The organism is Amycolatopsis nalaikhensis, from assembly GCF_030264295.1.
GTDB lineage: Bacteria > Actinomycetota > Actinomycetes > Mycobacteriales > Pseudonocardiaceae > Amycolatopsis > Amycolatopsis nalaikhensis.
The window spans coordinates 3,657,365-3,681,788 of record NZ_CP127173.1 but is presented as its reverse complement, the minus strand read 5'-3'; the positions used below and the strand labels follow the sequence as shown (position 1 = coordinate 3,681,788).

The following is a 24,424-nucleotide window of genomic DNA, read 5'->3' as shown; positions in this document are numbered from 1 at the left end:
TCTCCTCGGTTCCCTGGTCCTCAGCGGCGGACGGCCGCGCCCTGCAGTTGCGCCCGCATCTCCGGGGTCAGCTGCTGGCCGACCCGTTCCACCAGCAGGGTCATCTCGTAGACCACCAGGCCGATGTCGCTCTCCGGCGACCCCAGCACGGCCAGACAGGAACCGTCGGAAACCGACATGAGGAAGAGGAAGCCGTTGGCCATCTCGACCACGGTCTGCGCCACCGTGCCGCCCTCGAACACCTTGGCCGCGCCGCGCGCGAGGCTGGTGAGCCCCGACGCCACGGCGGCCAGCTGGTCCGCCCGGTCCTTCGGCAGACCACGCGAGGCCGCCAGGAGCAGGCCGTCGGCCGACACCACGACCGCGTGGGCCGCGCCGGGCACCCGGTGCACGAAATCCGTGATCAGCCAAGCGAAGCTGCCGGCACTACCCGCCTTCGCCTGCGCCTGGCCGTTCGGCTGCGCGGCGCCACCCGGCTGCATTGCACCCGCCCGTGTCACTTTCACTCCTCACTGCTGTCTGTGGTGTTGCCACCCATCGGAACCCCACTGCCTTCCAGCCTCTCTTCGGCCGGGCGTTCCTTCAACGCGTGCCGTCCCGAGGTGTAGCCACGCTGGAAGCTTGCCATCCGGCTCCGCGCCGCGGACGCCGAGCGGGTGATCGCACCCGTTCCGGGCATGCCGGCGGTCGCGTCCGCGAAGTTGTTCTGGGCCGGGGCCTCGGGCGTCTGGCTGTTGATCGACCCCGGCACCAGGTAGGCGTTCGGGATGCGCTTGGGCAGCCCGGCCGGGGTGATCTCCTCGTTCTTGGACTCCAGCAGCGACTGCGCCGCCTGCCAGCCGTCGTCGGAGGCGCTGTGCCAGCCGTCGTCGGGCGGGAGGAGCGGGTGCCGCGTCGCCGCGGTCGGCCGCAGGTCGTCCGCCTGCTCGACGGGCTCGGCGGGCTGGGCCGCGGGCTCGTCGGAGCCGGTGAGCGGCGGCAGGTTCGGGTCGTCGCCCTCCGCCTGCGGGGCCACCGGGTCGGCGGCCGCGTCGTCGCCCTCACTGAACCAGCGTGACAGCACCGACTGGTAGATGGGCAGCCGCCGGGTGGGTACATCGTCTTCGAGAGCCGACTGGCCGACCTCCTCCGCGGGCGGCGGAGGCGGGGGCGGCTCTTCCGGCGGGACGAACTTGGGCTCGCGCTTGGGCAGCACCAGCGGCGCGAACCGGGTGTCGCCGGCACCCGAGCTGGCTCCGTCGCCGTTCGCCGACGGCGTCAGCGGGGCCAGGTCCTCGGCGGTCGGCCAGGCCGGCGTCTCGGGCTTGGGCAGCTCGGGCGACAGGAACGGGCCCGCCGCGCGGCCGCCGCTGACCAGGTCGTCCAGGCTGATCGGCTGGTCGAGCGGGACCAGCCCGCCCTGGTTCGCCACCGGCTCGTGCGCCGGCGGGGCCGGGGGCGGCGGCGGAGGGGGTGGCGTCGGCGCCGGCGGCACCGGGGCGTGCGAGCGCGTCTGCTCGAAGTCCGACGGCGCCGACGGGAGCGGGATGCTCGGCAGCGACATCGACGTCTCGGAGCGGTTCGCCGGCGGCGGGGTCTGCCGCTGCATGCCCGGGCGGAGCTGGGTGAGCAGCTCGGCCGGGACGACGACGCGGGCGATCACGCCGCCTTCGATGTCCTCGTTCTCGCGCAGCCGGACCTCGATGCCGTGGCGCTTGGCCAGCCGCGAAACCACGTACAGGCCCATTCGCCGGGTCACCGAGACGTCCAGGTCCGGCGGCTCGGCCAGGCGCGCGTTGACCTCGGCCAGCCGCTCCTCGCTCATGCCGACACCGTGGTCGGTGACCTGGATGGCGAGCGCCTTGCGGCGGGTCACCACGGCCCGCACGATGACCTTCGTCTCCGGCTCGGAGAAGTAGGTCGCGTTGTCGAGCAGCTCGGCGAGGACGTGCACGAGGTCGTGGATCGCCAGGCCCTGGACCGCGACGTCGGGCACGATGCCGACCTCGATCCGGGCGTACTGCTCGATCTCCGACACCGCGGCGCCGATGACGTCGGCGGCGGGCACCGGCTTGGGCACCGACTTCGCCAGGCCGGCGCCGGAGAGCACCAGCAGAGACTCACCGTTGCGCCGCAGCCGCGTCGCGAGGTGGTCGAAGCTCGAACAGGCTGGCCAAGTGGTCCGGGTCCTGCTCGTCGGCCTCGAGCCGGTCGATGACGCCGAGCTGGCGTTCCACCAGCCGCTGCGACCGCCGGGAGAGGTTCACGAAGATGCCGTTGACGTTCTCGCGCAGGAGGGCCTGCTCGGCGGCCATCTTGACGGCCTGCTCGTGGACGATGTCGAACGACCGCGCGACCTCGCCGATCTCGTCGCGGGAGGTGACGGGCACCGGCTGGACGGCCTTCTTCGAGGCGCCGACCGGGTCCGGGTCGTCCAGGATCGCCTGCACGGTCTCGGGCAGCCGCGTGTAGGCGACGTCCAGCGCGCTCTTCCGCAGCACCCGCAGCGGGCGCAGCATCAGGCGGGCGACGACGAGCATCAGCGCGATCGCGGCGGCCAGCGCGGCGAGCACCACGGCACCGCCGACCCACGCCGAGTTGACCGCCGCCGTGGCGAGGTCGTCGGCGCGCGTCTTGAGCTGGGCCAGCAGGTTCGACTCGACCGCGTGCAGCTTGTCGGCCGACACGGTGCTGTCCTTGCCGAGCGCCGTCGTGTCGATGCTCGGGGCGTCACCCTGCTGGGCGAAGGCGAACGCCGCGGTCTGGATCCGGCGGCGGTCGTCGACCTCCGGGCCGGAGTAGGTGTCGTTGTAGAGCTGGCGCTGGTCGTCGTCGGCGTTCGCGAGGAAGGCCTGGACGGAGGCGTCCGCACTGGAGGCCGACGCGCGCGTCTGGTCCAGGAGGTCGCCGGGGAAGCTGCCGCGGAACGCGGCGATCTGCAGCTCGGCGTCGGAGCGGGTGGTGAACTCCTTGGCCTCGCTGATCGCCTGCGTGCTCGTGCCGAGCCGCAGCACGTCCCGGTCGGTGACCGCGGTGGTGACCTCACGGCCCAGCTCGATGAGCGAGTCCAGGATGCCCGAGTAGGCCGTCATCACCGTGATGTCGGGCAGGCCGTTCGCGGTGTTGAACGCCGCCCGCAGCGGGCGCAGGGCGTCCAGGCGCTGGATACCGCGCCGGTACCGGTCCTTGGTCGCCTGGTCGTCGTAGTTGAGGGTGTCCGCCGCGCCGCGCAGGTCCAGCACTTCGCGGTCGACCTTGGCGATCTGCGCGTCGAGCCCGGTCTGCAGCAGCGAGTTGCCGGACGAGATCCGCGCGACGGCCAGCGAGCGCTCGTTCTGCAGCTCGTGGACCACCGTGGTGACCTTGACGGCGAAGGCGACCTGGTCGGCCGTCCGCTGGAACTCCGCCGCCTCGCGGGCGTCGTCGACCACGCGCAGTGCCCCCAGCACCGCCGCGGTCAGGGTCGGGATGATCAGGACCGCGGCCAGCTTGGACCGCAGGCGCCAGTCGCGCATGCCGGAGAACAACCCGGCCTTCCGGCCCGGAGCCGCTGCTCCGGGTTGCTGCGCAGGGGCCCCTCCTACCCCCGCGGTGTCTTCATTCGGCACCGCCGCACCACCATCATCGTCCGTGCTCGTGAAACCCTGGTCGGTCCAGCGCCCGCCAGGGCGCATCGCGTTCTCCTCAGCCACTCGTCTGCACACTCCCGGCGCGCCGGCAGCCCGGCCGATCGGGAGGAGCCCAGCGCGAGACGCTACCCGTACGGGTGAAAAGATCGTCTTCGGTGTGGGCCCTGGGGGTCCCTGAACCCCGTCCGGCCGGACGGAATCGGTTCAGCTCGAGCATCACGGTCAGGTCCCTGCGCTGGTCTCGCATCGGTCTGTTCTTCGGCCTATCCCACCGGCGCGGCGGCTGTGCGCGGCCAGGCAGTCGTCTCTGCGGGGGAGAATCTCTCAGGCAAACCACAGCGTGTCCTGGTACACCGAAGTAGCTCGTCTTGATCGGCCATCCAGGCACTCTCTCTCACTACATCGGAGGTTGATACCTCCCCGCAGGTGCAGAGGGTAGCGAACGGCAGGGGAAGATGTAACCCTCCCGACAGCACGCACTCGATGTTGCACAGCGTTCGCTCAGTCGACGCACAGCCGGTCGTCTCGGATTCAGGATCTGGGCCCTACGCTGGGTGAACCCTTACGGCGAGTGGAGCAGCGGGTCTAGACCAGAGGCCAAAAGAGTGATGCGCGCCACCCTGTCGGGTATTGATCCCACCCGTTGTGAGCGAGCTGTCACCGCCTCTACAGTGGCCCGCGAGACTCTCCCGAGAATGAGTCACGTACTTCCCCGGGATTCGGTCCACCAACCGTCAATTTTTTCACCCAAGGAGCAGGCCTTGCTTGGAAACGCCATGAGCAGTGGCCGGGTACGCACTCGCCGCGCCGCGCTCGGGCTCGCCCTCACCGTCGCAGCCGCTACCGCCCTCACCGGCTGCAGCGCGCTCGGCTCGGACGACTCGAACGCCTCGTCGAACGGGGGCGGCCTGGAGAAGTCGAAGATCAAGGTCTCGATCATGCCGACCACGGACCTCGCGCCGTTCTGGCTGGCCTTGGACGGCGGTTACTTCAAGGCCGAAGGCCTCGAGGTCGAGCAGATCATCGCCAACAGCGGTCAAGCGTCGATGACGAAGGCGATCTCCGGTGAAGCCGACATCGCGCTGTCCACGTACACGCCCTTCTTCGTGGCGAAGAGCAAGGGCACCGCGGACATCCAGCTCGTGGCCGACGGCACGTCGGTGAACGCGAAGAGCAACGCGATCGTCACGGTGCCGACCTCGAACGTGAAGACGGTCAAGGACCTCGCGGGCAAGCGCATCGCGATCACGGCCATGAACACCGCGTCCGACATCCTGACGAAGTCCGTCATGAAGGACCACGGCGTCGACTTCAGCCAGGTCAAGTGGACCCTGATGCCGCTGCCGAACATGGCCGCGGCGCTGAAGGACAACCAGGTGGACGCGGCCTACATGCCGGAGCCGATGCTCTCGCAGTCGGCCAAGACGGTCGGCGCGATCCCGGTCATCGACATCAACACCGGTGCCAGCCAGGACTTCCCGCTGACCGGCTACGGCGCGGCGACGAAGTGGGTCCAGGCGAACCCGAAGACCCTCGCGGCCTTCCAGCGCGCCATGAAGAAGGCCACCAGCGACGCGATCAACGACCGCTCGAAGGTCGAACCGCTGCTGGTCAAGTACGCGCACATCGAGGAAGACACGGCCAAGCTGCTCACCCTGCCCGGTTACGGCTCCGTCCTGGACGCCCGGCGCATCCAGCGGGTGCCCGACCTGATGCTGCAGATGGGTGTCATCACCAGCAAGGTCGAGGCGGCGCCGATGATCGCCCCGCAGGCCACCAGCTGACGTGCCGAAACTGCTCCGCGGCCCGGCCGGCCTGCTCGGCTTCCTCCTGCTCTGGGAGGTCGTCGACCAGGTCGGCCTGGTCAGTAAGACGTTCATCCCGCCACCGAGCGTCGTCCTGGTCACCGTGTGGGACCTGCTGGGCGACCCCGAATTCCTCCGCGACATCGTCGCGACGATGCTGGCCTGGCTGATCGCGGTCGCCATCGCCATCGCCATCGGCGTGCCCGCCGGGCTGCTGCTGGGCAGCGTCCCCGTGCTGCGCACCGCCACCGCCGCGATCGTCGAGTTCCTCCGCCCGATCCCGGTCACCGCGCTCGTGCCGCTGGTGCTGCTGGTGATCGGGTCCGGCCCCGATGCGAAGATCACCCTCGCGGTGTACGCCTCGCTGTGGCCCATCATGTTCAACACCATCTACGGCATGGGCGAGATCGACCCGGTCCTGATGGAAACCGCGCGCGCGTGCGGGACCAGCCGGTTCCGCATCCTCTCGTCGGTCGCGCTGCCGCAGACCGCGCCGTTCGTCTTCACCGGCGTCCGGCTGTCGGCGACCATTTCCCTGATCGCCGTGGTCAGCGTGGAGTTCCTGGCCGGCTCCCAGGTCGGTCTCGGCAGCTTCATCCTCGTCGCGAGCACCGGTTCGATCCGGTTCGACCTGGTGCTGGCCGGTACCGTGGTGGCCGGGGTACTGGGGTACCTGATCAACGAGGGGCTCGAACAGCTGGGCAAGCGGCTGTTCCGCTGGAGCAGCGTCGACCGGGAGGCGATCGCGTGACCGCGGCAACTCTTTCCGGCCGGGTGGGCCGCCGGGCCGCCCGGGGTGCCGCCACCGTCGTCCGCAACTGGCTGCTCTTCGCGATCCTCGTCGTCGTCTGGGAGTTCGCCGCCCGCGCGGGCGGCAGCAAGTTCTTCCCGCCGCCGACCGAAATCGCGACCGCCGCCGCGAAGCTGTGGTTCACCGGGCCCGCGTCGCACCTGTTCCTCACCGACGCGGTGTTCGACAACGTGTTCCCCAGCCTCGCCCGGACGCTCGGCGGCTGGGCGCTGGCCGCGGTCGTCGGCGTCGTCCTCGGCGTGCTCCTCGGCCGGTCCAGGACGGCGATGGACTACGTCGGCCCGCTGTTCGCGTTCTTCCGCTCGATCCCGCCGCCCACGCTGATCCCGGTGTTCGCGGTGCTGTTCGGGCTGAGCTGGGCATGCAGATCGGGTCGATCATCTTCGGCGCGGTGTGGCCGGTGCTGCTCAACGCGGTCGACGGCGTCCGCTCGGTCGACCAGGTGAAGGTGGAGACGGCGCGGTCGTTCCGCACGCCGCAGCGGTACTGGCTCGGCATGGTCGTGCTGCCCGCGGCGGCGCCGAAGATCTTCGCCGGGCTGCGGGTCAGCCTGTCGATCTCGCTGCTGCTGATGGTCGTCTCCGAGCTGGTCGGCGCGTACAACGGCATCGGCAGGTCGCTGCTGAACGCCCAGCAGGACTTCGACTTCCCGATCATGTGGTCCTGGCTGGTGCTGCTCGGCATCCTCGGCTACGTCTTCAACACGATCTTCCTGGCCGCGGAACGGCGGGTGCTGGCCTGGCAGCCGACCCGTCTCGGCCGCGACTGACGCTGGAAAGGCCTCTCCCATGTCCACCATGCTCGAAGTTTCCGGCGTCAGTCACCGGTACGGGACCGGCGCCAAGGCGCACACCGCGGTGAACGACCTGTCGTTCACCGTCGAGGCCGGTCAGCTCGCCAGCATCGTCGGCCCGTCGGGCTGCGGGAAGTCGACGCTGCTGCGCTGCATCGCCGGGCTGACCCCGCCGACCGAAGGCCAGGTCAGCCTGCACGGCGACCGCGTCGACGGCGTGCCCGACGACCTCGCCGTCGTGTTCCAGGACTACAGCCGTTCACTGTTCCCGTGGCTGTCGGTGCAGAAGAACGTCGAGTTCCCGCTGCGGTGGCGCTCGCTCTCCCGCGCGGAGCGGCGGACGCGGGCGGCCGAAGCGCTGGAGCAGGTGGGGCTCTCCGGCGTCGGCGGGAAGTACCCGTGGCAGCTGTCCGGCGGCATGCAGCAGCGGGTGTCGATCGCCCGCGCGCTGGCCAGCCGGCCGGCGCTGCTGCTGATGGACGAGCCGTTCGCCTCGGTCGACGCCCAGACGCGGTTCGAGCTCGAGGACCTGACCCGGCGCGTGCAGCGCGAGCAGGGCAGCACGATCCTCGTCGTCACCCACGACATCGACGAGAGCGTCTACCTGTCCGACCGGGTGCTGGTGCTGTCGAAGTCGCCGGCGTCGATCGTGGCGGACCTGCCGGTCGAACTGCCCGCGGAGCGGGACCAGATCACGACGCGCGAGTCGGCGGAGTTCGTGACGCTGCGCGGTGAAGTGGCGCGCTTGCTGCACGGCGGAACCGCCGCCCCGGAGGCGGCGACGGCCGCGTCCGACGCCGCGGAGTGGGAGCTGGCCGAGCAGGCCAAGGACGTGACGGAGACCAAGACCGGAAGCTGAGCTCATTGGGGGGACGATGGCGAGGGCGGTACTGGCCGGACTGCTGGCCCTGGTGCTGGTGACGGGCTGCGGTGCGCTGGGCGGTTCTCCTTCGCCACCACCGCCTTCCGCGGCGAAGCTGCGGGTCTCGATGATGTCGACGATCGACACCGCGCCGTTTTGGCTGGCCAAGGACGGCGGGTACTTCCAGCGCGAAGGCCTGGACGTCTCGACGACCGAGGCGGCGACCGGGCAGGCGTCGCTGACGAAGCTGCTCAGCGGCGAAGCCGACATCGCGTATTCGAGCTACACGCCGTTCTTCGTGGCGCGCAGCAAGGGAACCGCCGACGTCCGGCTCGTCGCGGACGCGTCGTCGGCCGGGCCCCGCTCCACCGGGGTGGTCGCCCTGCCCGCGTCGGGGATCCGGTCGGTGGCGGATCTCGCGGGCAAGCGCATTGGCATCTCGGCGCCCAATACGATCGCGGACACGCTGACGAAGTCGGTCCTGGCCGACAACCACGTCGACGCGGCGGGCGTCAAGTGGGTGCCGCTGCCGCTGCCGAACACGGCGTCGGCGTTGAAGAACGGCGACATCGACGCGGGTTTCCTGACCGAGCCGTTCATCACCGACGCCGCCCGCGAGGTGGGCGCGGTGCTGGTGGCGGACACCGGCACGGGGTCCACAGTGGACTTCCCGACGGCGGGGTACGCGGCGCTGGGGTCGTTCACCTCGGCGTCCCCGTCGGTGGTGGCGGCGTTCCAGCGCGCGATGTCGGCGGCCACGCGCGACGCGGTGGCCGACCGGAAGAAGATCGAGCCGCTGATGGTGAAGTACGCGAAGATCGACGCGGACACCGCGGCGCGCACCGGGTTGCTGACGTTGAAGTCCGATGTGGACGCCCGGCGGCTGCAGCGGGTACCGGACCTGCTGCTGAAGACGGGCGTCATCGCGAAACCGGTCGACGTCGCGGCGATGGTGGTGCGCTAGTTAACGGTCGGCGGAGTCCGGGTAGACGACGTGCCGGTCGGTGTGCCAGTCGAACAGCCGCCACTGCTCGACGCTCCGCCCCGCGCAGGCCGGGAACACCTCGACGGTGAGCGGGCCGTCGAGGCGGATCGACAGCGTTCCCGCGGCCCCGAGCGCCGCCGACTCGACGAAGCACTCGTACTCCGTCACCATCCCGGTCAGCTGACGGGCCTGGCGGTCGTACTTCGTCCGGTATTCGTCGAACGCCGTCTCCGCGTCGCCGGTGTCCCGGTAGCGCATGTCGACCGAGCCGAAGAGGATCTGCTCGCGGTGCGTCACCCGGAACGGGCACTGCGCGTGGAGGCGCTTTTCGACGTCCTCGCCCCGGAAGCCGACGATGGCGATGTTCAGCGTCCGGCTGAACTCGACGACCCGGCAGCCCGCCAGCAACGCCACCGCCGCTTCCAGTTCTTCGGTTGTCGACAAGTCAGTACAGCGTCTTGTCGGACGTGGCGACCTTGATGTGCACCAGTGTCGGGCGCGGGTCGGCCAGTGCCGCGGTGAGGCCGGGGACCAGGGCCGACGGCTCGGTGATCGTCACCCCGTGGCAGCCCATGCTCGACGCCAGCGTCGCGAAGCCGATGCCGCCCAGCTCGGTGCCCGGGAGCTTCGCGCCGCCGATCGCGTCGCCGAGGATGCGGACCGCCGCGTACTCGGAGTTGTCCAGGATCAGGATCGTCACCGGGAAGCTCCTGGCGCGCCGCCGTCCAGAGGGCCTGGATGCCGTACATGCTGGAGCCGTCGCCGACCACGCCGACGACCTTGCGCTCCGGGCGGGCCAGTGCCGCGCCCACCGCGCCCGGGACTCCGTAGCCGAGCGTGCCGCTCGCCATCGTCAGGAAGCCCGTGTCCGTCGGCTTGATCGGCAGGTGCTCGTGGAGGATTCCGCGGTGGCTCGGCGTCTCCTCGACGACGATCGCGTTGTCCGGCAACAGGTCCGCCAGCGTCGAGTAGACGTACTCGGCCGTGAGCTTGTCCTTGCTCGGCTTCGGTGGCGTTTGCCGCGGGGTCGGCTTTTCCCTCGTGCTCGGCTCGACTGCGTCCAGCAGAGCCTGGATGCCGAGCTTCGGGGTCGCCCGGATGCCCGTTCCTTCGAACGCGCGGGCCAGGATCTGCTCGTCGTCGCTGATGATGAACAGCGGGGGCAGCGGGGCTTCTCCCCGGCCTCGGTCGACGTGGTACGTGAACGCCGGTGCGCCCAGTACGACGACCAGGTCGTGGGCGGCCAATGCGTCCGAGACCGCGCCGCGTTCCGGGTCCAGGAAGCCTTGGAACAGCTCGTGGTCCTCGGGGAACGAGCAGCGGTACGACATCGGGGCCACCCAGACGCCCGCGTTGAGCCGTTCGGCCAGGGCGACCGTTTCGACCACGGCCTCGTCGTGGTCTACGGCTCCGCCCACGACTATCGCCGGTCGTTCCGCGTTCTCGAGTGCCTTGGTCAGTTCGGCGATGGCTTCCGGGTCCGGTGCGAAACCCCGGATGCGGGGGCGGCTGATGATCGGGCGCTCGGTCGTCGTCGTCCAGTCGTCCGCGGGCACCGAGACGAACACCGGGCCCGATGGTGCCTGCGTTGCCACGTGGTACGCCCTCGCCAGGGCCGCTGGGACGTCCTCCGCCGTCGCCGGTTCGATCGACCACTTCACGTACGGCTTGGGGAACTCCGGTGCCTCCATCGCCCCCAGGAACGGGTCGTGCGGGAGGAGCGCCCGGTTCTGCTGTCCCGCCACCACGATCAGGGGCGTTCGGTTGCGGTACGCGTTGAAGAGGCTTCCCAGTCCGTGGCCCACTCCCCCTGCCGAGTGCAGGTTCACCAGTACCGCTTGCCTCGTCGCCTGTGCGTACGCGTCGGCCATGGCCACTACCGCTGCCTCTTGGAGGCCCAGGACGTACTCGAAGTCGTCCGGCCAGTCCGTCAGGAACGGGACCTCTGTCGTGCCCGGGTTGCCGAACACCGTTGTGAGGCCTAGTTCTCGGAGAAGCTCTCGGGTCGCGTCCAGCACCGTGCGCTTGATCATGCCCTCAGATTAACGCTTAGCCTTGCGAAGGAAAGCCTCTTTCGGCCTACTCCACTGGCATCCCCCGCTCCTCCGCGCGGACCGATCAGTCCGGCTTGGACGAGGAGCGGGGGATGCCTGTGCGCTTAACCGATCAGGCCTGACAGCCCTGTTCCCTTGAACGAGCCCCAGCCCGTCACCTGGTCATAGCCCGTTCCCGCGCTGTAACCCGTTGTTCCGTGGAGGCTGTTGTTGCCTGTTGTCACGTCGTGGAAGCCCGTTGTGCGCGCCGATCCGTTGCCGATCGAGTACAACTTCGGGTTCATGTTGCCCAGTCCCGCTCCGTGGATCTGGTTCTGCAGCGTCGCGAAGGCCGCCCACAACGGCGCCGCTCCCGAGGTTCCCCACACCGTCTCCCACGCGCCCGCCGTGTAGATGTAGTACCCCGAGCCGCTCGCCGCGTCCGCCGATACGTCCGGGACCTTGCGGTACGTCGTGCTCTGCGTCGACTGCCACGACGGCGCCGTGAAGACCGTCGAGATCCCGCCGCCCGTCGCTCCTCCCGAACTCCCGTCGTTCCACGCCGTTTCGCTGCTGTACGTGTTCGTCGACGTCACCGTCAGCTGGGTTCCACCCACGCCCGTCACGTTCGGGCTCGATGCCGGGAAGTCGACTCCCCTCGCCGTCGAGCCCGTCTGGCGGTAGCAGTCCGTCGTGCCGTCGTCGCCCGCCGCCGCGAAGTACGAAATACCCTCCGCCGTTCCCGTCGCGATCGCGCTGCTGACGCTCTTCGCCGCGCTTGCTCCCTCCGCGGCTTCGCAGGCTCCCCACGAGATCGAGACCACGTTCACCGTGTGGTCCGAGGCGATCTTCTGGTACATCGCCAGTTCGCCCGCGCTGCTGTTCGGGGCCTCGTACACGTAGTCGCTCGCCGCCGCGGCCAGTGCGTGCACCACCTCGATGTCCAGCTCCACCTCGATCTGGCCGTCGCCGGGGGACGCGTCGTAGTTCGCGCCGTTCACCGGGACCGTCGTCACCGAGCCCGCCGACAGCCCGTATGTGCTGTCGTACTTCGTGATGTTCGACTTCTGGTAGCCGTCGAACTCGACGAAGCCCACCTTCACGCCGCTACCCGTCGCCGAAAGACCGCTCGTGCCGTACGCCGTTTTGAGCACCGGCGGGGTCACCGCCTTGACCACGTTCGGCTTCGCCACCGCCGTCGGTGCGTGCGTGCGGACCGCGTGGTCGTCGAGGCCGACGACGCCCGCCACCACGCCCGACACGTCCGCGGGCACCGATGGCGCCGCGTCGTTGGCGAAGAAGTCGCGGCCCGACACGGTGTCGTGGTACGTCCCGAGCCGGGTGCGGAACGCCGATTCCAGCCGCGCCGCCGTTCCGGTGAACGTGATCGCCTGGCGGTTGCCGGAAACCTCGATCCCGGTCGCGCCCGCCTTCTTCAGGAATGCGACCGCCTGGTCGACGTCGGCCTGGGTCGGGCCGAACTCGGCGTTGAACCGCGCCGGGGTCAGAAACCGGTGGTATTGCGGCGATGCCGGGTTCTGGACGTCGGCGAGGAACTTTTCCAGCGCCTGCTGGTTGTGCAGTTTCAGGGAGAGCGCCGCGGTGATCGGCCGGTCGGGCGCGACGTCACCCGTGCGGGCGCTGTTGACCAACGGCGCTACGTTGTCAGTGAGGGTGACCAGCGGTTCCGTCGCCGCGGCGGCCGGGACGGCCACGGCCAATCCGAGCAACGCCGGCAACGGCACGACGGCCGCGACGAGCTTGCGCAAGCGCATGGGGAATTTCCTCTCGGCGGGGGACCTGGCCTGCGTGGAATGGGCTTCGCAGGCTGCCGAGAAGCATAAGAAAACGCCGACGCGGCCAGAACCTACTTTTGGCTGGCCTTTTTCCTTTCCGAATTGTTTACCCTTCGATTATTGTCCGGAATGCCCGAGAGCGTCGACGCGGTCGGCGATATCACGGGCGTCCGCATTGCCGGAATACCGGCGGGCCGCCGCCGACAGCGAGTTCAGCCGCTGCCGCGTCCTCGGCGAGCGCAACGCGGCCGCCAGCGCGATCGCCTCCTCACCGACCGCCGAGGCGACGTCGAGGTCGCCGTCCAGCGCGTGCACCGTGGCCAGCCAGATCAGGGTCAGCGACCGGCTGCGCGTCATGCCCTTGCCGTAGCCGGCGATCGCCTCGGCGAGCGCCGGGATGCCGTCGCGGCCGTGGCGGATGTCGACCACCTGGGCCAGCTCGCCGTGCACCGTCCCGATCATCGCCGCCATGTCGTTGGGGCCGAAGAACTCCGCCCACGGCGACGGCTCGCGCCCCGCGGCCTCGGCGAACTCTTCGCGGGCGCGGCGCAGGTAGGTCAGCGCGGCGGAGACGTCGGCCTTCTTGGCGTGGGCCCACGCCTGGTTGGCGGACAGGATCGCCTGCGCGAGCGTCGAGCGCGCCTGCACTGCCGCGTCCCGGCCCCGCTCGAACTCCGCCAGCGCCGCGTCCACGGCGCCGTAGTGCAGGTGCAGCCGCCCGGTGCGGTAGCGGATGTTGGCCTGCAGGTCGTCGTTGCCCGCCCGCACGGCGAACTCCAGCGCCCGCGTGAACGCGGCCAGCGCGGCGGCCGGGCGGTCCTGGTCGAAGTTCGTCCAGCCGGCCAGGTTGTACAGGTCGGCGACGGCCGTGCAGAGCCGCGCCAGCACGACGGTCTTGGTCACGCCGTCCAGCAGCGCCACGGCGGCGGGCAGCCGCGTCTCCACGGCGGCCCGGCAGGCGCCGCCGCCGTAGCGGTAGTCCACGGCCCTCAGCTCCGCGACCGTGTCTTCCAACCGCCGCACGTCGGCGATCCCCACACGGGTACCGCGGAGGTCTTCCTGCCCGTCGTTGCCGGTCATGGCAGCCCTCCGTCCGAAGGGAGCCGCCGACGCGGGCAGCCCCAGGGTCATTCCCCTCCGGACCAGGCCGGTGCCTTCTCCTTCGGGGGGTTGGCACCGGGCAGCACCCCGGTGGCGGTCAGCACCACGCCGGTGGCGGTTTCCGCGATCTTGACGGCGGCCAGCAGGCCCGTGAGGGCGAGCGAGCCGCCGAGCCCCAGCTTCGCGAACTCGTCTTCGGACGGTCGGGTGGTTCCGCGCTGACGCGGCACGGCGCCGGTCACGACTCGGCCTTCCTGGCCGTCCCGGACGCGCCCGCGCGCTCCCCGCGGGGAATCAGCCGCGCCCGCGCGGCGGAAATCCACCTGTTCGTCAAGCTCTTCGCATCCTGCTGCCCTCGCAGCGAGTTCGTCTGGAACTGAATACGCGCGCACACGGCGCCGCCTCCCGCACTACAGATCGATTCCTGAAGATCGGCCGGATCGCGAAATGCGGGACCACAGTAGCCAGCCACGCGGGGGCAAATCAGCCGCCAACCAGGTCATCTCCGGGCGTGCAAGTGCAAACGCACGCGCACAAGCCGTCCGGCCGACGCACGGGAACAATGCAGTTTCACCGCCGCGGAACGAATTCACCACCGCTTCGGAAAAACGCCGACGGAACTCGTTTTCCGCCGTCGATACGAGAAGGAACCCCGCGGTTCGATCAAGATTTGACGAGGTCCACCCAGGTGCGTACCGATTCGGCGTCGACCGCCGACTGCCAGCCACCGGGCCGGACCGCGCTGCCGACGTGGAACCCGCGCACGCCGCCCGCGCGCAGGAGGTGCACCTGCTGCGCGCGCAGGCCGCCGCCGACGAGCAGCTCCGGCCCGCTGTCGCGCTGCGCGAGCCGCTGCAGCACCGAAAGGCCGCTGGCGACGCCGTTCGGGTGGCCGGCCGCGAGCACGGTGTCACACCCGAGCGACGCCAGCTGGTCGTAGGCCCGCAGCGGGTCGCGGGTGCGGTCGATCGCGCGGTGGAACGTCCACGGCAGCCCGCCGATCTCCTTGATCAGCGCTTCGCAGGCGTCCAGGTCGATCTCGCTGTCCACGGTGAGGAAGCCGAAGACGAACTCGCGCGCACCCGCGTCGATCAGCCGGGCGGTGTCCGCGCGCAGGCCTTCGAGGTCGCCGACGGCGAAGGAACCGTTGTCCCGCAGCATGACCCGGACCGGGAGGTCGGTCGCCGAGAGCACGTCACGCAGGGTTTCCAGCGACGGCGTCAGGCCGTCCTGCGCCATGTCGGCGACCAGTTCGAGGCGGTCGGCCCCGCCCGCTTGCGCGCTTTCGGCGTCCGCCGCGTCCAGCGCGATCACTTCCAGCAGGGGCGTCTTCGAGCTCATGCCTCATCCGTTCACTGGTTCCGGGTGTCGTCTCCCCTCGCGTGCCGCCCTCGCCGGAAGCCGCCTTGAAGGCTCGTCATCCGCTCGCGCACCGCTTCCGGGGAAAGAGAGAGTATCGGCCGCTGCTCCGGCACCGCTCCCGGGCTCGCCGCGGAATCCGCCGGCTGCAGGAACGGCCAGGTGTCCTCGGCGCCGTCCTCCTGCTCCAGCTCGGCCGGGGTCGGCCACTGGTAGTCGGGCTCGATTGCGGAGGGCGGGGCGACCGGCGTGAGCCGCGGTTCGGTGTCCTCGTCATCCGGGTTCGGCTCGGCCACGACGGCACTTTCACGTGAAAGTGCCGCGCTTTCCCGGGAGAGCGGCGGGGACGCGGCGAGTGCGTGACGCGGTTCGGGGGGCGCTGGACGCGGTTCTTCGGCGACCGGACGGGGTTCCGGGGCTCGCCGCGGCTGTTCCGGCTGCGCGGACGCGTCGAACCAGCGCGAGAGGACGTCGCGGTAGGCGGGCATCCGCTCGGTCGGCGCGTCCAAGTCGAGGTGCGAGTCGTCGTCCGCGGTCGGCCACTCCGGCGGGTGGTCGCGGGCCACGACCGGCGCCCGGCGCGGCGGGCCCGCCTCGATGGACGGCGGCGTCAGCTCTTCGGGCTCCGGCTCCGGTTCCGGCGGCGTGAGCGGAGCCAGTGGCGCCAGCAGCTCGGGTTCCGGGGCCGCGGGCGGCTCGGCGGGCGGGGGCGGCGCGGGCATCGGCGGCAGCTCGACGATCAGCGCGGACGGCACCAGCACGGTCGCGACGAGCCCGCCGTCCGGCCCGGCGCCGAGGCTGACGTCGATGTGGTGGCGGGTGGCCAGCGTCGCCACCACGAACAAGCCCATCCGCCGCGAGACCTCGACGTCGACGTCCGGCGGGTGCGCGAGCCGCGCGTTGGTGCGGTCGATCTCCGCCTGCGGCATGCCGGCGCCGTGGTCGATGATCTCGATCTGCCAGTCGCCGTCGTGGGTTTCGGCGCTGGCGACGGTCACCGTCTCGTCGCCGGAGTACCGCGTCGCGTTCTCCAGCAGCTCCGAAACGACGTGCACGAGGTCGTTGACGGCCTCCCCGCGCACCGCGACCTGCGGCGCCGGGCCGAGCTCGATGCGCTGGTAGTGCTCGACCTCCGAGAGCGCGGCACCGATGATCTCGTCGGCCGAGACGGCGCCGGCGTCCTCGCGCGCCGAGTCGTGGCCCGACAGCACCAGCAGGTTCTCGCTGTTGCGCCGCATCCGCGTCGCGAGGTGGTCGAAGCTCGAACAGCCCGGCGAGGGTGTCCGGGTCCTGCTCGTCGGCCTCCATCCGGTCGAGCACGGTCAGCTGCCGCTCGACGAGGTCCTGGCTGCGCTGCGAGAGGTTGACGAACATCGCGTTGACGTTCTCGCGCAGCATCGCCTGCTCGCCGGCCAGCCGGACGGCTTCCCCGTGCACGGCGTCGAACGCGCGCGCCACCTGGCCGACCTCTTCGCGGGTGAACACCGGCACCGGCGCGACGGCCAGTCGTTTCCGCAGGTTCTCCGGCGCGGGTTCGGGGTCGGTGAGCAGGTTCTGCACGGCCGCCGGCAGCCGGTGCTCGGCCACCTCGAGGGCCGTGCGGCGCAGGATCCGCAAGGGGCGCAACAGGGACCGCGCGATGACCACCGACAGCACGCCCGCGACGAGCAGGACGCCGAGCACGATGCCGCCGTCCCAGATCGCCGCCGTGCGGGCCTGCGCCGCCAGCGCGTCCGTGCGTTCCTGCAACTGGACCAGCAGCGCCTGCTGCACCTGGTGGGCGAGGTTCACCGTGTGCGTCGCCGAGACGTCCCACTGGTTCGGGTCGAGGCCGGAGAGGTCCTGGTTGTTCTCGGTGCGGGTGAGCGCGGACTCGACCATGTCGTTGCCGATGTCGACAACCAGGCCGATCACCGTGTCGTCGAACATCCGCTGCTGGTCGGGCGTCGCGAAGGTGCGGTAGTCGTTGCGCGCGGCGGCCAGCTCGGCTTCCGCGCCGAGCAGCGCGCGCGTGCGGTCCCGGTTGAGCGAGCCCGCGGCCAGGGCCTCGGCCAGCACCGCGCGCTTGACCGACATCTGGTCCTTGATCCGGGCCAGCGCGTTGCCCGCCAGGCGCAGCCGCGCGAGCTCGGGTCCGAGACGTCGGCGGCGGCCGAGTCGCTGATGTCGAGCAGGCCGGAGATCAGCTCGCTGTAGGAGCGCAGCACGGCGTCGGCGGGGAACGCCGAATGTTCCGCGGAAAACCGGAGGCCGCCGAGCACGCGCAGCCGGTCGTCGGTCTGCTGCAAGCTGTCCGCGGCCTTCGCGTCGAGCCGGGGCTTGCTGTCGGCCAGCGTCCGCTCGAACGTCCCGATGGCCTGGTCGACGCGCTTGCGCTGGCCGGCGAGCTCGGCGGTGTCGCTCTGGCGGTTCTGCGCGACGAACCGCACGGTGAGGTCGCGCTCGCGCTGCAGTTCGTGCAAGGCTTCGGCGACCGTGCTGTCGACGCGGCCGCGCGTGGCGAACTCCGCGAGCTGCTGTGCGTCCCGCAGGTCCGAGCTGATCCGCAGCCCCACGAGGGCGATGACGGCGAGCGCGGGGATGAGGAGGACGGCGAACAGCTTCGTGCCGAGGCGCCAGTTCCGCAGCCGCCAGCGGCCACCGGCCGGACGTGGGTCCGCCGCGTCGCCGCCCTTGCGGGGACGCTGGTCGCGACGGGTCACCTGGTTTCCTTTTCCGCCGCGGGCGGGAACCCGCGGATCCGACTGCACCTCGAACCTACTGAACGGTAGCCCGCCCCATGGAGATCCGAAAGCCGCGCTGGCGCGATACGGCCCTGCCCGCGATCGTATGGGGCGCGGACCATACGATCCAGCACGAGAACCAGATTCTCGCGGTAGGTGAAGGTTCATGAGCAGACGCGGACGGTTGATTCCGCTGGTGGTGGCGCTGCTGGCGACCGCCGGGTGCAGCGTGTTCTCGTCCGGCACCGCCGCGGCCCCGCCTCCGCTGGAACGGACCACCTTGCGCGTCGGTGTGGGCAACGCCATCGACACGGCCCCGCTGCGCATCGCCGTCGCGGCCGGGAAGTTCGGCTCCGCCGGGCTGAACGTCCAGCTCGTCGAACTCGGCGCCGAGGACGGATTGGCCAAGCTCGCGTCCGGCGACCTCGACGTCACCTTCGCCTCGGACATCGCGATGTTCCGCGCGGCCGCGGGCGGCACGGCGTTGCAGCTGCAGGGCGAGGCCTACACGGCCGGGCCCAACACGATGGCGCTGGTCACCCTGCCCGGCTCCGACTACACCGAGCCGACGGCGAAGAAGTCGCCCGAGATCGCGGTGAACATGCTCGACGACGTCGGCGCGCTGGCCGCGCGTTCGGTGCTGGGCACGGCGGGCGTCGACGAAGCGAAGATCAAGTTCAAGCAGGTCGCGTTCGACGGGATGCCGCAGGCGCTGCAGGCGGGCGACGCCGACGCGGCGCTGATGATCGAGCCGTACATCACCCGCGCCGAGAAGGACCTGGGCGCGCACATCCTGGCCGACGGCGCCCGCGGCTCGACGCTGGCGTTCCCGTTGTCCGGCTACGCGTCGGCCAAGCCGTTCGCGCAGGCCAACCCGCGCACGCTGGCGGCGTTCCGCACGGCGCTGGGCGCGGCCCAGCAGAGCGCGACGGACCCGGCGATCGTGCGCGACGCGCTGCCGAAGTTCTCCGACATCGACGAGACGACGGCGGCCCTGATCTCGCTCGGCTCGTACCCGGCGTCGCTCAACGGCATCCGGCTGCAGCGCGTCGCGGACATGATGCACAACTCGGGCCTGCTGGCGAGCCGCCTCGACGTCCAGGCCCTGCTCCCCGACCAGAACAGTTATTAGCTACCGCCAAACTTGCACTTGGTCTACTTTTGCACTCAGTCTACTTGAGGAGTGCGTGATGACCGACGTCCTGATCGCCGGAGCCGGGCCCACGGGGCTCGCGCTGGCCGCCGAACTCGCCATGGCCGGGGTATCCGTGCGGGTTCTCGAACGCCGCGAAGGCCCGGGCCTGCCGAGGCCGGTGGGGCTCCAGCCGCGTACGGCCGAGCTGCTCGAACTGCGCGGCCTCGACCCGGCCGACCAAGAGACCGAAGGCCCTAGCGGGCACTTCGCCGGGCTGCCGGTGGCGCTCGACCACAGCGTCTGGCACACCCGCCACCCGCGGGTGATCAACCGGACCCAGGACGACGTCGAGGCGATGCTGGCCGAGCACGCGCTCAAGCACGGCGCGGTCGTCGAGCGCGGCCACGAGATCACCACCGTCGACGTCGGCGCGGACGGCGTCACGGTCGACGGCCGCCGGGCGCGCTGGCTGGTGGCCTGCGACGGCGCGCACAGCACGGTCCGACGGCTGCTCGGGGTGCCGTTCCCCGGCCGCACCGAGACCCACGTCGCCACGCTCGCACACATCCGGCTGGCCGCCGCGTCCGAGCTCGTCCCGGCCCGCGCCGCGCACTTCAGCCAGGTCACCCGCCAGGCGAACGGCTACTGGTCGATGCTCACGCCGCTCGGCGACGGCGGCCACCGGTTCGTCTTCGGCTCCACGACGACGCAGCCGGGCCGCGACGCACCCGTGTCGGACACCGAAGTGACCGAAGCGCTGACAGCCCTGTACGGCGCCGAGACGCGCTTGGGCGAGGTGTACGGCGCTTCGCGGTTCAACGACGCGACGCGACAGCTGGAGCGGTACCGCCACGGCCGCGTGCTGTTCGCGGGCGACGCCGCGCACATCCACCCGCCGCTCGGCGGCCAGGGGCTCAACCTGGGTGTCCAGGACGCGATGAACCTCGGCTGGAAGCTGGCCGCGACCGTCCGCGGCACCGCGCCGGAGGGCCTGCTCGACACCTACCACGACGAGCGCCACCCGGCGGCCGCCCGCGTGCTGCGGCACACGGCCGCGCAACGCGTCTTCACGGCGCCGAACCGCGGCGAGAACGTCGAGGCGTTGCGGGAGATCGTCGTCGACCTGATGCGGCTGCCGGACGCGAACAGCTACTTCAGCGGGCTGCTGTCCGGGTTGGGCCTCGGCTACCCCGGCGCGCGCCGGGTCCCCGACCTCGACCTGACGACGTCGGACGGCCCGACGCGGCTTTCGGCGTTGCTGCGCGGCGGCCGCGGGCTGCTGCTCGACCTCGGCGACCACCCGGTGCCGCCCGGCTTCACCGGCCAGGTCGACCACGTCCGGGCGGCCACCAGCGACGACGAATACCGCGGCAGGCTGCTGCTCGTGCGGCCGGACGGGTACGCCGTCGACCCCGCCGAGCTGGGGCGGTGGTTCGGCTAAATGTTCTCGCCCGGCGGCGCCAGGCACACCGTGCGCCGGGGCGGTCCGGGGTAGCTCAGCACCTCGTCGGCGTCTTCGCAGGTGTCGTCGTCGCGATAGCCGGAGAAGACCTCGGCCCGCTCCTTCGCCGCCGGGTCGGCGCAGCTGACCTTGGCGATCGTGGTCTGGTCGTCGACGTCGCGGAGGCAGTCGCCGGTGCGGACGTTCAAGGCGAGGCAGAGCGTCCGGCCACTGGCGGCGCCGCTCATGGCCTGGAACCGCACGTAGTCGCCGGAGGCGCAGGCGATGGTGCCGCGGTAGGCGTTCTCGACCTTGTACGTCGCCTTGTCCGAGCCACAGCCGACGCTGTGGTAGGCGATCCGGTCGCCGCTCTCGCGCGTCAGGTACAGGCAGTCGCCGTTCGACGGCGTGCCGGTGCTGGGGATCGCCGCGACGCCCAGCGCGGCCAGCGCGCCCAGGCCGAGCGCGGCGACCACGCACGCGAAGAGCGTGATCCGCACCTTCACGGTGAACCAGTGCGGGATGGCCTGCTGCTGGCCCGGCGCGGGCGGCATCGACGACGGCGCCGCGTAATCCGGCGTCCGGAACGGGTTGTCGTCGAACGGTGGTGTGGTCAACGTGCCCTCCAGTGATCCCCTCGGCACCCCGTCCCACCGGCGGACCGGAGCGAGCCACGTATAACAGTAGTTGTGACTGATGGCCCCCTGATCGTCCAGTCCGACAAGACCGTGCTCCTGGAGGTCGACCACCCCCAGGCCGACGACGCGCGGATCGCGATCGCGCCGTTCGCCGAGCTCGAACGGGCGCCGGAGCACGTGCACACCTACCGGATCACGCCGCTGGCGTTGTGGAACGCGCGTGCCGCGGGCCACGACGCCGAGCAGGTCGTCGACGCGCTGACGACGTACTCGCGCTTCCCCGTGCCGCAGCCGCTGCTGATCGACGTCGTCGACGTGATGGGCCGGTTCGGGCGGCTGCAGATCGCCAACCACCCGGCGCACGGCCTGGTCATGTCGACCACCGACCGCGCCGTGCTGACCGAGGTCGTCCGGAACAAGAAGATCAGCCCGATGCTGGGCGCCCGGATCGACGAGGACACGGTGATCGTGCACCCGTCCGAGCGCGGGCGGCTCAAGCAGGCGCTGCTGAAGGTCGGCTGGCCGGCCGAGGACCTCGCGGGCTACGTCGACGGCGAGGCGCACCCGATCGCCCTCGACGAGAAGGACTGGCACCTGCGCGACTACCAGCGGCAGGCCGCGGAGGCGTTCTGGGCGGGCGGCTCGGGCGTCGTCGTGCTGCCGTGCGGCGCGGGCAAGACGATGGTCGGCGCGGCGGCGATGGCCAAGGCGGAGGCGACGACGCTGATCCTGGTGACGAACACGGTCGCCGGGCGGCAGTGGAAGCGCGAGCTGATCGCGCGGACGTCGCTGACCGAGGAGGAGATCGGCGAGTACTCCGGCGAGAAGAAGGAGATCCGGCCGGTCACCATCGCGACCTACCAGGTGATCACCCGCAAGACCAAGGGCGAGTACAAGCACCTGGAGCTGTTCGACTCGCGCGACTGGGGCCTGGTCGTCTACGACGAGGTCCACCTGCTGCCCGCCCCGGTGTTCCGGATGACGGCGGACCTGCAGTCCCGCCGCCGGCTGGGCCTGACGGCGACGCTGGTGCGCGAGGACGGCCGCGAGGGCGACGTGTTTTCGCTGATCGGGCCGAAGCGCTACGACGTGCCGTGGCGCGACATCGAGGCGCAGGGCTGGATCGCGCCGGCGGAGTGCACGGAGGTCCGCGTGACGCTGACGGACGCGGAACGCCTGGAGTACGCGACGGCCGAGGCGGACGAGCGGTACAAGCTGGCGGCGACGGCGCAGACCAAGACCCCGGTGATCAAGTCCATTGTGGAGCGTCACGCGGGCGAGCCGACCCTGGTGATCGGCGCGTACCTGGACCAGCTGGAGATGCTGGGCGACGAGCTCGACGCCCCGGTGATCCAGGGCGCGACCCGCAACAAGGAGCGCGAGGAGCTGTTCGACAAGTTCCGCCGCGGCGAGATCCGCACGCTGGTGGTGTCGAAGGTGGCGAACTTCTCGATCGACCTGCCCGAGGCGTCGGTGGCGATCCAGATCTCGGGCACCTTCGGCTCCCGCCAGGAGGAGGCCCAGCGACTGGGCAGGCTCCTGCGCCCGAAGGGCGACGGGCGCCAGGCGCACTTCTACTCGATCGTCTCGCGAGACACGGTGGACACGGAGTACGCGGCGCACCGGCAGCGGTTCCTGGCGGAGCAGGGGTACGCGTACCACATCGTCGACGCGGACGACCTGCTCCGGCCGCTCTGACCGGGTTTTGTCGGACCCCGCGGCCAGGGTCCGCCGCATGACCTCCGGGGACGCCGGGTTCGGCGAGATCGCGAGAGCCATGGCGGAGGCACTGCGCGCGGGCGCCGGTGCCACCGCCAGCGGCGCCACTCTGCAGTTGCGGTACACCGGCGGAGCGGTTTCGTGCCGCGCGTGGAGCGACGCGCGGGAGCACCTGTCCGTGGACTACGTGCCGATCGCGATGCTCCTGCGGGAGCATCCGCCATCGGCGCTGGAGGTGCGCCTGGACGCCGAGGGCTACGTGTTCACGGCACGGCCGGACGTCGCCTCGGTGTCCCCCGGGCGGCTCGTGTTCGACCCGGAGTTCCGCTACCCGGGGCATCCGCGACCCGGCCTGCCCCGCCCCGCGGCCGCCGAGCCGAGCGGAGCACCGACCGACCCGGCCGTTCGCGCCGAAGTCACCCGCCTGACCACCGAGTTCGCCGACGTGTACACCGCCGTCAAAGGCGATCCGCCACCGTGGCCGCCGGGCCGGACGGAGGCGGACCTGGCGGCGGCCGAGGCCCGGATCGGCGTGCGGCTGCCGGAGGACCTGCGCGCGCTGTACCTGGTGGCCGACGGCGACCCGCGGGAGAGCGGCCTGCTCGGCCCGTACTCCCACGACCCCCTTGGCGAGCTGGTCGAGCGCTACCTCGACGGCGAGCCCGGTTCGCACGGCTGGGAAGACGAGCCGGACGACACGGGCGTGGTGTTCGAGACACCGCCGTTCGGCCACGTGAAACGCTTGTCCCGCAACGACTGGTGGGTCACGTTCGGCAGCGACCGTTCGGGCGACTACCTGGCGGCGGACCTCGACCCCGCCGAGCGCGGGCGGCCGGGCCAGGTCCTCGAGTACGGCCGCGACATCCACGGTCCCGTGCGGTACGTGTCGGCGTCGGTCACGGCGATGCTCACCGAGGTCGTCGAGGCGCTGCGAGCGGGGAAGTACGAGGAGGAGCCGGGCGAGGAGTACCTGATCCCGGAAACCGGGCTCCGCGAAGACCCGGTGCGGTCGTACTCCGAGGTGCTCTCGCACCCGGCCGAGGTGGCCGGCCTGCCCGGGCGCGAGCTGGTCCAGGAGGTCCACCTCAACGACGCGGGCGACGTCGACCTGGCGGCGTTCGAGCCCTTGGAGTCGGTGCGCGCGCTGAGCGTCAACCGAGCCGGCACGGTGCACCCGGCGATCGGCGGGCTCGGCGTGCTGGAGTCGCTGCGGATCGGCGCGCACCGGGTCGACCTCGCCCCGATCGCCGGGCACCCGGCGCTGTGGGACCTCGCGCTGACGGACGTCGGCACCCCGCTCGACCTCACGGTGTTGCGCACGCTGCCGCGCCTGACCCGGCTGAGCCTCGAAAGGTCGGCGGTGCCGGACTGGGGGCCGGTCTGCGAGCTGCCGGGCCTGCGGGTGCTGAAGCTGGATCGGAGCCAGGTTCCCGCCCTGCTCACGTCGGGCAATCCGTTGCCAAGGCTCGCGGCGTTGTTCGTCTCGGGCAGGACGACGTTGCGGGAGATGAGTGAGCTGCGGGCCGCGTTCGGCGTCCCGGAGGGCGAGGTGACCGAAATCCGCGGCGTGCTGCCCTGAACGCGGGCGGTCATCCTTCGTTCGGCCCAGCGGAAT

13 protein-coding genes and 5 pseudogenes are annotated in these 24,424 nt (G+C 71.0%); 9 read left to right on the top strand and 9 right to left on the bottom strand.

The genetic code is table 11. The features are described from left to right. Positions 1–20: 20 nt before the first annotated feature. Both QP939_RS18265 and QP939_RS18260 read right to left on the bottom strand, forming a co-directional pair. Positions 21–482: a roadblock/LC7 domain-containing protein gene (locus QP939_RS18265; RefSeq protein WP_285459778.1), complete on the bottom strand. Its 462-nt coding sequence runs from the start codon at positions 480–482 to the stop codon at positions 21–23. Between the two features lie 20 nt (positions 483–502). After that, positions 503–3,653 (bottom strand): annotated as a pseudogene (locus QP939_RS18260) (sensor histidine kinase). 731 nt (positions 3,654–4,384) lie between these two features. On the opposite strand from QP939_RS18260, the gene QP939_RS18255 reads away from it, so the two are divergent. The 5 genes and pseudogenes from QP939_RS18255 (at position 4,385) to QP939_RS18235 (ending at position 8,843) form a co-directional block, all read left to right on the top strand. Further along, a complete protein-coding gene (locus QP939_RS18255; RefSeq protein ID WP_285457986.1) occupies positions 4,385–5,392 on the top strand; it encodes an ABC transporter substrate-binding protein in 1,008 nt (335 codons plus the stop codon). A 1-nt stretch (position 5,393) separates the two neighbouring features. Next, entirely contained in the window at positions 5,394–6,164 is a 771-nt protein-coding gene (locus tag QP939_RS18250) for an ABC transporter permease (RefSeq protein ID WP_285457985.1), read from the top strand. Further along, a pseudogene (locus QP939_RS18245) lies at positions 6,161–6,993 on the top strand (ABC transporter permease). The gene QP939_RS18250 and the pseudogene QP939_RS18245 overlap by 4 nt, the downstream one beginning before the upstream one ends. Before the next feature lie 19 nt (positions 6,994–7,012). Beyond that, a complete protein-coding gene (locus tag QP939_RS18240; RefSeq protein WP_285457984.1) occupies positions 7,013–7,876 on the top strand; it encodes an ABC transporter ATP-binding protein in 864 nt (287 codons plus the stop codon). Between the two features lie 16 nt (positions 7,877–7,892). Further along, a complete protein-coding gene (locus tag QP939_RS18235; RefSeq protein ID WP_285457983.1) occupies positions 7,893–8,843 on the top strand; it encodes an ABC transporter substrate-binding protein in 951 nt (316 codons plus the stop codon). Here the strand turns inward: QP939_RS18235 and QP939_RS18230 are convergent, their stop codons facing one another. From QP939_RS18230 to QP939_RS18200, 6 genes and pseudogenes are all read right to left on the bottom strand, one after another. Next, entirely contained in the window at positions 8,844–9,308 is a 465-nt protein-coding gene (locus tag QP939_RS18230; RefSeq protein WP_285457982.1) for a hypothetical protein, read from the bottom strand. 1 nt (position 9,309) lies between these two features. After that, positions 9,310–10,897: pseudogene (gene mdlC / locus QP939_RS18225) on the bottom strand (benzoylformate decarboxylase). Between the two features lie 125 nt (positions 10,898–11,022). Then, positions 11,023–12,672, bottom strand: coding sequence for a S53 family peptidase (locus QP939_RS18220; protein WP_285457981.1), 1,650 nt, complete (start codon positions 12,670–12,672; stop codon positions 11,023–11,025). Between the two features lie 138 nt (positions 12,673–12,810). Next, positions 12,811–13,950, bottom strand: a pseudogene (locus tag QP939_RS18215) (NsdA family TPR-like regulatory protein); the annotation flags it as partial. Positions 13,951–14,457: 507 nt separating this feature from the next. Beyond that, positions 14,458–15,135, bottom strand: coding sequence for a copper homeostasis protein CutC (locus QP939_RS18205; protein WP_285457978.1), 678 nt, complete (start codon positions 15,133–15,135; stop codon positions 14,458–14,460). An 11-nt stretch (positions 15,136–15,146) separates the two neighbouring features. Then, positions 15,147–17,855: pseudogene (locus QP939_RS18200) on the bottom strand (sensor histidine kinase). A 187-nt stretch (positions 17,856–18,042) separates the two neighbouring features. Here QP939_RS18200 and QP939_RS18195 point away from each other — a divergent pair. Together QP939_RS18195 and QP939_RS18190 are read left to right on the top strand one after the other, a co-directional pair. Beyond that, entirely contained in the window at positions 18,043–19,008 is a 966-nt protein-coding gene (locus QP939_RS18195; RefSeq protein WP_285457977.1) for an ABC transporter substrate-binding protein, read from the top strand. A gap of 58 nt (positions 19,009–19,066) precedes the next feature. Beyond that, complete coding sequence (locus QP939_RS18190; RefSeq protein WP_285457975.1) at positions 19,067–20,452, top strand: FAD-dependent monooxygenase; 1,386 nt, start codon at positions 19,067–19,069, stop codon at positions 20,450–20,452. Here QP939_RS18190 and QP939_RS18185 read toward each other — a convergent pair. Next, positions 20,449–21,069: an LppU/SCO3897 family protein gene (locus QP939_RS18185; protein WP_285457974.1), complete on the bottom strand. Its 621-nt coding sequence runs from the start codon at positions 21,067–21,069 to the stop codon at positions 20,449–20,451. The genes QP939_RS18190 and QP939_RS18185 overlap by 4 nt on opposite strands. Before the next feature lie 72 nt (positions 21,070–21,141). On the opposite strand from QP939_RS18185, the gene QP939_RS18180 reads away from it, so the two are divergent. Together QP939_RS18180 and QP939_RS18175 are read left to right on the top strand one after the other, a co-directional pair. Beyond that, entirely contained in the window at positions 21,142–22,788 is a 1,647-nt protein-coding gene (locus QP939_RS18180; protein ID WP_285457973.1) for a DNA repair helicase XPB, read from the top strand. A gap of 37 nt (positions 22,789–22,825) precedes the next feature. After that, the gene (locus QP939_RS18175) at positions 22,826–24,388 is read left to right on the top strand and encodes an SMI1/KNR4 family protein (RefSeq protein ID WP_285457972.1); all 1,563 of its coding nucleotides are present in this window, start codon (positions 22,826–22,828) and stop codon (positions 24,386–24,388) included. Positions 24,389–24,424: the final 36 nt, after the last annotated feature.

Bases quoted from the DNA above. Each gene is read 5' to 3' on its own strand.
- QP939_RS18195 (WP_285457977.1), top strand. From the start codon at position 18,043: ATGAGCAGACGCGGACGGTTGATTCCGCTGGTGGTGGCGCTGCTGGCG.
- QP939_RS18220 (WP_285457981.1), bottom strand. From the start codon at position 12,672: ATGCGCTTGCGCAAGCTCGTCGCGGCCGTCGTGCCGTTGCCGGCGTTG.
- QP939_RS18235 (WP_285457983.1), top strand. From the start codon at position 7,893: ATGGCGAGGGCGGTACTGGCCGGACTGCTGGCCCTGGTGCTGGTGACG.
- QP939_RS18205 (WP_285457978.1), bottom strand. From the start codon at position 15,135: ATGAGCTCGAAGACGCCCCTGCTGGAAGTGATCGCGCTGGACGCGGCG.
- QP939_RS18190 (WP_285457975.1), top strand. From the start codon at position 19,067: ATGACCGACGTCCTGATCGCCGGAGCCGGGCCCACGGGGCTCGCGCTG.
- QP939_RS18175 (WP_285457972.1), top strand. From the start codon at position 22,826: ATGACCTCCGGGGACGCCGGGTTCGGCGAGATCGCGAGAGCCATGGCG.
- QP939_RS18240 (WP_285457984.1), top strand. From the start codon at position 7,013: ATGTCCACCATGCTCGAAGTTTCCGGCGTCAGTCACCGGTACGGGACC.
- QP939_RS18255 (WP_285457986.1), top strand. From the start codon at position 4,385: ATGAGCAGTGGCCGGGTACGCACTCGCCGCGCCGCGCTCGGGCTCGCC.
- QP939_RS18265 (WP_285459778.1), bottom strand. From the start codon at position 482: ATGCAGCCGGGTGGCGCCGCGCAGCCGAACGGCCAGGCGCAGGCGAAG.